The organism is Bacteroidota bacterium (genome assembly GCA_039714315.1).
Taxonomy (GTDB): domain Bacteria; phylum Bacteroidota; class Bacteroidia; order Flavobacteriales; family JADGDT01; genus JADGDT01.
Map to the genome: position 1 here is coordinate 1 of JBDLJM010000133.1, position 8,766 is coordinate 8,766.

The 8,766-nt window shown below is 35.6% G+C and carries 9 protein-coding genes; 1 reads left to right on the plus strand and 8 read right to left on the minus strand.

From position 1 onward, the window contains the following. From ABFR62_11490 to ABFR62_11525, 8 genes are all read right to left on the minus strand, one after another. Window positions 1-899: tetratricopeptide repeat protein (locus ABFR62_11490; GenBank protein ID MEN8139042.1), on the minus strand; the 899-nt coding region annotated here is incomplete at its 3' end. A gap of 67 nt (window positions 900-966) precedes the next feature. Beyond that, window positions 967-2,004 (minus strand): VWA domain-containing protein, encoded by a 1,038-nt coding sequence (locus ABFR62_11495; GenBank protein MEN8139043.1) that lies wholly within the window; start codon window positions 2,002-2,004, stop codon window positions 967-969. Window positions 2,005-2,122: 118 nt separating this feature from the next. Further along, complete coding sequence (locus ABFR62_11500) at window positions 2,123-3,124, minus strand: VWA domain-containing protein (GenBank protein MEN8139044.1); 1,002 nt, start codon at window positions 3,122-3,124, stop codon at window positions 2,123-2,125. Continuing rightward, the gene (locus tag ABFR62_11505; GenBank protein MEN8139045.1) at window positions 3,117-3,998 is read right to left on the minus strand and encodes a hypothetical protein; all 882 of its coding nucleotides are present in this window, start codon (window positions 3,996-3,998) and stop codon (window positions 3,117-3,119) included. Before ABFR62_11505 ends, ABFR62_11500 begins: the two co-directional genes overlap by 8 nt. 50 nt (window positions 3,999-4,048) lie before the next feature. Further along, entirely contained in the window at window positions 4,049-4,870 is an 822-nt protein-coding gene (locus ABFR62_11510) for a KilA-N domain-containing protein (GenBank protein ID MEN8139046.1), read from the minus strand. 64 nt (window positions 4,871-4,934) lie between these two features. Next, window positions 4,935-5,798 (minus strand): DUF58 domain-containing protein, encoded by an 864-nt coding sequence (locus ABFR62_11515; GenBank protein MEN8139047.1) that lies wholly within the window; start codon window positions 5,796-5,798, stop codon window positions 4,935-4,937. A 70-nt stretch (window positions 5,799-5,868) separates the two neighbouring features. Beyond that, window positions 5,869-6,873 (minus strand): MoxR family ATPase, encoded by a 1,005-nt coding sequence (locus ABFR62_11520; protein MEN8139048.1) that lies wholly within the window; start codon window positions 6,871-6,873, stop codon window positions 5,869-5,871. 230 nt (window positions 6,874-7,103) lie between these two features. Beyond that, window positions 7,104-7,745, minus strand: a complete 642-nt coding sequence (locus ABFR62_11525; GenBank protein MEN8139049.1) for a hypothetical protein — start codon at window positions 7,743-7,745, stop codon at window positions 7,104-7,106. Between the two features lie 132 nt (window positions 7,746-7,877). Here ABFR62_11525 and ABFR62_11530 point away from each other — a divergent pair, with 132 nt between their 5' ends. Then, entirely contained in the window at window positions 7,878-8,765 is an 888-nt protein-coding gene (locus ABFR62_11530; GenBank protein MEN8139050.1) for a DMT family transporter, read from the plus strand. Window position 8,766 lies beyond the last annotated feature (1 nt).

Consider the following 8,766-nt stretch of genomic DNA (forward strand, 5'->3'; position numbering starts at 1 on the left):
GTTTCATTTTCCTGGTTCTTTAAGGCTTCCAGAAGTCGTTGCATGTCTTCCTTTGAAATTTGCCCTTTTACCTGCTGTTGCTCCTGATTTTTACCCTGGTCTTTTTTGTTTTCCTGATCCTGTTTGTCTTTATCTCCCTGATCTTTCTGCTCCTGATCTTTCTGCTCGTCTTCTTTACTTTTATCTTCTTCTCCTTTGTCTTTATCCTGATCTCCTTCCTCGTCGTCTTGTTTATTCTGCTCGTCTTTACTTTTATCTTTGTCCTTTTCTCCTTTATCTTTATCCTGATCTCCTCCCTCGTCGTCCTGTTTATTCTGTTCGTCCTTACTTTTATCTTTATTCTTTTCTCCTTTATCTTTATCCTGATCTCCTCCCTTGTCGTCCTGTTTATTCTGCTCGTCCTTACTTTTATCTTTATTCTTTTCTCTTTTATCTTTATCCTGATCCTTATTTTGGTCTTGCTGTTGCTGTTGCTGGTCTTTCAACATTTTCTGGGCCAGAGCAAGGTTGTATCTGGTTTCCTGATCGGAGGGGTTGTTTCTTAAAGCATTCTTATATGATTCAATCGCTTCCTGAAGTTTTTTACTTTTCATTAAAGCATTTCCTTTATTGTGGTAAGCCTTTGCTTTAGTGATTTTATTCTTTGCCGATTTTGCAACAAGGTCGTATTCGGCAATAGCTTCATCCTGTCTGTCCTGTTGGTAAATGGAATTTCCAAGGTTATAATGCCCTGTAACAGAATTTTGATTTTCGCTTATTGCCTTTCTATAATCTATTTCCGATTCCGAAAAATCCTTCTTCTCGTATTTATCATTACCATTTCGAAGATGTTCTCGCTCCTGAGCATTCACCGAAATTGCGAATAATGATAGTATAGATATGTATATTATTTTTTTCATTTTCTTATAGTAATACCGTGATACAGTTATACGGTTGACTGCCTCTCAGCATCACCGTTTCACTGTATTACAATTTCTCATCAAATAAGTCCAGTTTATTCAACCATTTTGTTTTTCTTTCCAGAAAGAATACATCCAGAACTAAAAACAAAATTGCCAGTCCTAAAAACCATTGGAACTGATCTTCATAATCCGAAAACACTTTTGTTTCGAATTCTTTTTTATCTATACCTGACAGAATCTTCGTGAACTCCGATACTATCTGTCTGGTATCCTGACTGTCCATATATTTTCCTCCGCTAACTTGTGCAACTTCCATTAACACACGTTTATCAAGTTTAGTAACTACAACATTCCCTTTTCTGTCTTTCTTATAACCTGTAACCTGTCCACGGGTTTTTATGGGAATCGGACCACCCGATTCTGTTCCTACTCCGATGCTGTAAATCTTTATTCCCTTTCCTTTTGCAGCTTGTGCTGCTGCTAATGCATCTGCTTCGTGATCTTCGCCATCGGAAATAATCACTAATATCCTATTTTTTTGATCCTCATCATCGAAATACTGATTAGTCATTTCAATTGCCGAAGCTATTGCTGTACCCTGCGATGGGATCATGTCTGTGTCGGCATTCTGAAGCATCATCTTTGCTGCCGCATAATCGGTTGTAATAGGAAGTAGGGGATATGATTTTCCGGCATATGCTATAATTCCGATCCTGTCGCCTCCAAGTTTGTCGATAACCTTAGAAATTATCTGGCGTGATTTCAACAATCTGTTTGGTGCTATATCTTCGGCCAGCATACTTTTTGATACATCCAAAGCAAAAACAATATCTACTCCCTGACGTTTTATCGTTTTTAATTTTGATCCTACTTTAGGATTAACTAAAGCAATTATCATCATAAGAAAAGCCATTGAAAGCATAACCATCTTCAAATATTGCTTAAATGAAGACCGGTTAGGTGCCAGTTTATTAAGTAATTCTTCAGAGGCAAATTCCTTTTGTTTCTTCTTTTTCCAATATCTTATAATCATGAAAGTCACAATCAGAATGATTATGATAATCATATAGTTAAAATATGTTTTATCTTCTAATTCGTACATCTTTTATCTTTTATCCCTTCGACTCATTTCGGCTGCGCTCAATGACCACCGCTCAGGGCATCGCTTTTATCTTTCCTGCCTGACTGAGTCACGCAGGCAGGTGTCTTTGATCTTTACCTTACAAGAAGTTTCTAAATACAGTATTTCGCAATAACAGTTCAATAAATAATAATAGTCCGGCAAGCAAAACCCATGGTCTAAACTCTTCGTTATAATTGTAAAATCTCAGTTCCTGTACTTCGGATTTCTGCATTTGATCAATATCTGAGTAAATCTCCTTAAGTTTTGTATTACTGGTTGCTCTAAAATATTTACCATCAGTTTTTTCTGCAATTTGTTTTAGCAGGTCCTCATCTATTTCTACCGGCAAATTTCTGTATACAAGCTTATGCCTGTGGTCATAGCCAATAGGAGTAGGGGCCATTCCTTTTGTGCCTATTCCTATTGTATATACTTTAATGTTATTTTCTGCCGCAAGTTCTGAAGCTGTAATAGGATCAATCATTCCGGCGTTATTTACTCCGTCGGTCAACAATATTATCACCTTACTTTTTGCTTTGCTGTCTTTTAATCTGTTTACTGCGGTTCCCAAACCCATACCTATTGCGGTTCCATCCTCCAACAAGCCGTATTTCATATCCCTTATTGAGTTTATCACTACTTTATGGTCGGATGTAATAGGGCACATTGTAAAACTTTCGCCTGAATAAGCTACGATTGCAAACCTGTCGTTTGGACGTGCTTCTACAAATTGTGTAGCAACTTTTTTAAGAGCTTCTATTCTTGACGGTTTTAAATCTTTCGACAGCATTGATCCGGAAATATCAATAGCCATTGTAATATCAATCCCTTCCTGCTTTTTTGTTTTAGACGAAACATCAACAGTACGAGGACGGGCAAGGGCAATGATTAATGCCGCGATACCTGCAATTCGCAGCAGGTAAAGTATAGGTCTTAGTTTTGGCAGTATTGATCTGTTATTTTGCAAAAAATCGGACACTCCGGGCATACTAAGAGCGGGAGTATCTTTTTTTCTTTTCAGGAAGAACCATACAGCCAGAAACGGAAGTATCAGCAAAAGGTATAAATATTCCGGATTTACAAATTCAAAATTATTCATCATTTGCTTTTTTTATATCAACATTTGATTTCGACTGTGAAGCTATTATTATCTCTTCTGTAGTCTTTCTATAGTGTACGTGTTTACCTGATTCGGGTTGATATTTTGCAAACTTCACAAAATCCGATTCTTTAAGAAGTTCCCTGATTTTATCCCTAGTTTCAGAATTTAGGTCAATCTGGTAAATAGAGCTCATAATCTCGTCGGTAGTAGACTCCAAAGCAGGGATATGATGTTCATCTTCTATATAGCGTCTTAAAATATCAGTTAGTCTCACATAGTATTCTTTTACATTTCCCTCTTTTAGCAATTGAGTTTTATCAAGCTTTTTCAGGTTTTGCATTGCCATATCGAAAGGGGGGATAGATGGAATAAATACCTTCTTTTTCCTTGGTTTCTGTTTTTTCCAAAAATAATATCCCATATAAATGATTGCTGCAATAATTAGAAGCATCAGAATATATGGAAGTATTTCCCGGAAATTATAACCAACATGTATATTGCCCTTAATCTCATACATTTTTTGCTTGGTGGTATCTACTGCAACTGTAGTAACATCAATCATTTTAGGCTTTGTATATAAAATCTTTTCACCGATCTTAAATCTTACAGGATTAATTACGTATGACCCCGAATCGAACTGAGTAAGTTTATAATTTTGGGAAATTATTTGAAAATCTTTCTTAATTAAAGTATCAATCTTACTTCTGGAAACTACTTCAAGTTTACCAATTGTGTCGCTTAACACCGGCCATTCTATCAAAGAATCTTTAGGAGCCTTAGCCTGCAAAAGAACATTGATCTGGTCGCCTATCAAAAACTTTGTAGTGTCGGGTGTAAACTCAACTTCAGCTTCCTGGGCCTGTAGATTCATTGACCAGATTAGAACAGTTAATATGTATATTGTTTTATGAAATTGCATCATTATTTCAATTTCTTAATATTTTTATTTTCAATCATTATTTTCATCTGGGAAATAGCAACTTTATTTAGCTTTTCTAGTCTATCTTCAGGTTCTTCTCCTTCTTTTATCAACTCCGAATTAAAACTTTCGATATTTGCCAAAACGACTAACTGTTCCATCGTTGCAAAATCTCTGATATTACCTTTTTCAAAAGAATTTTCTTCTCTCCACTGTTTTGCAGTTTTTCCGAAAAGTGCAAGATTTAACAAGTCCGCTTCATCGGCATAAATAAAGCGTTGTTTCAATTTTGATAATTCAACAGGGATTAGATGCTCTTTAATTGCATCGGTATGAACCCGGTAATTTAGTTTAGCAATAGTTCGTGAGACATTCCATTCTAACTTGTTTTTATCGCTTTCTTCTGTTTTTAATCTTTGAAACTCCTTAAGGAGGTAAAATTTAAATTCAACAGAAACCCAAGAAGCAAACTCCAAAGCAATATCAATATGAGCAAAAGTTCCACCATAACGTCCTGATTTTGACTGCAGCCCGATTGCATTAGTGCTTTCTGTCCATTTTTTTGGAGATAATACGAAATGGTTATATCCTGCTTCTGTTTTAAACTGGTCGAATTCGACCAGTTTAAAATTTTCATTATTCAGTTGTTCCCATAAGCCGAGTAGTTCAATTGTATTTTTGTTTCGCAACCAGTTTTTAATAACATCGGCAGGTGCTTCCGGATTCTTATATCTAGCAATATCAGTAATAGAAATATAGTCGTTATCTTTTTTACTGATAACCGACACTTCTGTTCCTTTTATTTCTACTTTTTTGCTTTTCATGTTAAATTGTTATTCTCCACAACTTTGTCTGTGTAATTTAAGCCGGGAACAAATAAATATTTTGTTATCTCTGTTTAAAATACCCCAACAACTGTTTCACATACGACTGGTCCACTCTGTTTTCAATAACTCCCGAACCGCTTCGTGAGAATGAATTTTTGAAATAGTTAACTCTCTTTTTATAATAAATTGCGAAATTTTTCCTTACTGATTTTGAAGAGGTATTTACATGAAAAGACTCTCCGCTTTCGGGGTCTTTTACCCTAATCATACCCAGATTTGGAATTTCCTCCTCGGCTTTATCGTATACTCTTATTCCTGTGAAATCATGTTTTTTACCTGCAATTTTCAATGTTTGCTGGTAATCATCGTCCATAAAATCGGAAAGCATAAAAACAATGGCTTTCTTTTTCTGAATATTTGCCAGATACTTTAGAGCTCCGGCAATATCTGTTTTCAGACTCTTTGGTTTAAATTCTATTAATTCTCTGATAATCCTCAATACATGGGTACGTCCTTTTCCGGGAGGGATAAAAAGCTCAATTTCATCAGAAAATAGTATCAACCCGATTTTATCATTATTTTGAGTGGCTGAAAAAGCTAAAGTTGCTGAAATTTCTGTGATTGTATCTTTTTTAAATTGAGAAACAGTACCGAACAGTTCCGAACCACTCACGTCGACCATCAACATCATTGTCAGCTCCCTTTCCTCTTCAAAAATCTTTACATGTGGTTCATTGAGTTTAGCCGTAACATTCCAGTCGATATTTCTTACATCATCACCAAACTGGTATTTTCGCACTTCCGAAAAAGTCATACCACGGCCTTTAAAGGAAGAATGATATTCTCCCGAAAATATATGGTCGGATAAGCGCCGAGTTTTTATCTCGATTTTTCTAACTTTCTTTAATAAGTCTCTAGTTTCCAAATAAAACAACTATTGAATTAAACTAATGCAATATTTTTTCTTTGCGGTTTAGCGTGAAACTCAAAATAATTTACGGCACCTCAACCGCATTAAGTATCTTATTCACCAGGTCTTCAGAAGTGATGTTTTCAGCTTCAGCTTCATAAGTAATCCCAATTCTGTGACGCAGTACATCCATAGCTACGGCTCTAACATCTTCGGGGATAACATATCCTCTTCGACGAATGAAAGCGTAAACCTTGGCTGCAGTTGCCAGATTTATACTGGCCCGGGGAGAAGCTCCGAATGTTATTAAAGGTTTTAGTTCAGCAAGTCTGTAATCTTCAGGATATCTTGTTGCAAAAACTATATCGAGGATATATTTTTCGATTTTTTCATCCATGTAAACTTCCTCTACAGTCTTTCTGGCTTTAATAATTTCATCTATCGATACAACTGCTTTAATCTCCTGATTATTACCCATCATATTCTGACGCATAATCAAACGTTCATCTTCAAGTTTGGGATAGTCGATAACAGTTTTTAACATAAATCTGTCAACCTGAGCTTCCGGCAAAGGATAAGTTCCTTCCTGTTCTACCGGGTTTTGTGTTGCCAATACAAGGAAAGGTTCCTTTAGAGTGTAAGTTTCATCACCAATAGTTACCTGTCTTTCCTGCATAGCCTCTAATAGAGCAGACTGCACTTTTGCAGGAGCACGGTTTATTTCATCCGCCAACACAAAGTTTGCAAATATCGGGCCTTTCTTTATAGAGAAATCATTTTCCTTCATGTTGTAGATCAATGTACCAACAACATCCGATGGAAGTAAATCAGGCGTGAATTGAATCCTGCTGAAACTACCGTCGATAGCCTTTGAAAGGGTATTGATAGCAAGAGTCTTTGCCAATCCGGGAACACCTTCCAACAATACATGCCCTGACCCCAAAAGACCGATTAACAGGCGTTCAACCATATATTTTTGCCCAACAATAACCTTATTAATTTCCATTGTTAGTAAATCGACAAAAGCACTTTCTTTTTCAATTTTCTCGTTCAATGCTTTAATATCGACTGATGAATTTGATAATTCCATAATTGGTTATATATAATTTGTACGTTTTTTGATTTTTATCATCGTTGGTGATAAAACTATTTTTCTTTAATTTTATTGCGAAGGCGCAATATAGCTATATCATAAATTATTATCAATAGCATTAAGGAAGATTAACAAAAGGAAATATTATTTCCAAAAATAAAAAAGTGTTAATATCCCAATGTCGGGTTACTAACACTTTTAAACTAGAGTTTAGGTGAATTTACTACTTACCAACTCACACCAACACCTATTGAAAGCATGGCATTTGGAGCACCTTCATCTCCAAAGAAATCTCGTTCGAATGCTTCATCAATCTCAAGTATTTTGGCAATTCCAAACTGATAGTGCAAACCTAAGTCGTTTTTCTTATTCCATACCCAACGCCCGCCAAATTCCAGTGCAGCTGCGTCTATAACACCAAGCCCTCCGTCTTTATAACTCAGATTAAAAAACGGGCTGTTTTTTTGTTTATTTGTATGTAATTTCACGCCTAATGTGTAACCGGTAAAACCTACACCTCCATGTAAACCCAATACATCACTAATTCGGTACTCTAAGTTAATACCTATTAGGGTAAATCCTCCAATCTGGTAGCCTACGGCCATTACATTTCTGTTTTTGTTTACAGGTTCTTTATCTTCTGTTGAAGTAGATAATTTGTTTTTATTTCCTTCATAATAGGAAACGGAAGATTTAGATATCATTTTATTTTGTGCAGAAACAGTTACACTATCAGTTTTACTACTGTCGATATCTTCTACAACATGGATCGTTTCTTGTGATTGCTTAATCTCTTGCTTTTCCTGAGCAAAAAGAATTTGAGCTGTGGATATTAAAAACACAGCAATCATGGGGAGCTTTTTTCTCATATATAAGATTTGTTTATAAATCAAATAAACAAAAAAATATAGATTTATAAAAAGTTTAGTATTATTAATAATCAGAGCACCATAATAGTGTTAGTAAATGAATATTTTTACAGCGCTTAATAGAATTAGATAATGGATAAGTCAAATAAGTTTCCGATAATCATGCTTATGCTTGCAACTGTAATTTGGGGCTCCACCTTTGCAGTTGTAAAAGATACTTTGAATTCGGTAAATGAATATTATTTGATTTTTATTCGTTCGATTATTGCCGCTATACCGTTACTGATATTCACACTAATAAAAAATCCCCAAAGTCTTTTTAATAAAGAAATTGTTCGAAAAGGCGCTATAATTGGGATAGCTTTGGGTTTAACATATGGTTTTCAGAATCTTGGGATGCTCTATACCAGTGCGGGTAACTCTGCTTTTATTATGGCATCTAATGTTATTTTTGTGCCTGTATTTCTCGCTATATTTTATAAGAACAGGTTTAATGGGAAGAGTATCATTTCTATTTCGGTGGTAGTATTTGGTTTGGGGTTGTTAACCTACAGAGACGGCACAAAGTTAAATCCGGGTGATTTACTGACTCTGGTTGCCGCGGCCATAACGGCTCTGCATATTATCTGGACAGGTCGTTTTGTGAAAAACAGCGATCTTTTGGCTTTGGTTACTTATCAGTTTGTATTCTCTGCATTATTGGCTTTTGTAGCAAGTCTGATCTTTTCTCCGGAGAGTTTCACTATGAGTTACAGTATGGAAAGTTGGACTGCTATGATTTATTTGGGGGCTTTAGGTTCACTGTTTTGTTACTTTATAACTGTTTGGGCACAGAAATCGCTCAGCTATGTTACCGTAACTCTGATATTTTCCTTAGAGCCTGTTTTTGCGTCAGTGTTCAGTTACTTTATTTTGGGGGAAGTTCTTGGGACAAAACAGTTATTTGGCGCTACTCTAATTCTTATGGGAATTTTGTTTTTTGAAGTTCCATTTAAGAAAATTCGATTTCTTAATCGATAAG

Coding starts and splice junctions, on each gene's coding strand:
- ABFR62_11525 (MEN8139049.1), bottom strand. CDS start 7,745: ATGAGAAAAAAGCTCCCCATGATTGCTGTGTTTTTAATATCCACAGCT.
- ABFR62_11510 (MEN8139046.1), bottom strand. CDS start 4,870: ATGAAAAGCAAAAAAGTAGAAATAAAAGGAACAGAAGTGTCGGTTATC.
- ABFR62_11505 (MEN8139045.1), bottom strand. CDS start 3,998: ATGAATCTACAGGCCCAGGAAGCTGAAGTTGAGTTTACACCCGACACT.
- ABFR62_11530 (MEN8139050.1), top strand. CDS start 7,878: ATGGATAAGTCAAATAAGTTTCCGATAATCATGCTTATGCTTGCAACT.
- ABFR62_11520 (MEN8139048.1), bottom strand. CDS start 6,873: ATGGAATTATCAAATTCATCAGTCGATATTAAAGCATTGAACGAGAAA.
- ABFR62_11500 (MEN8139044.1), bottom strand. CDS start 3,124: ATGAATAATTTTGAATTTGTAAATCCGGAATATTTATACCTTTTGCTG.
- ABFR62_11495 (MEN8139043.1), bottom strand. CDS start 2,004: ATGTACGAATTAGAAGATAAAACATATTTTAACTATATGATTATCATA.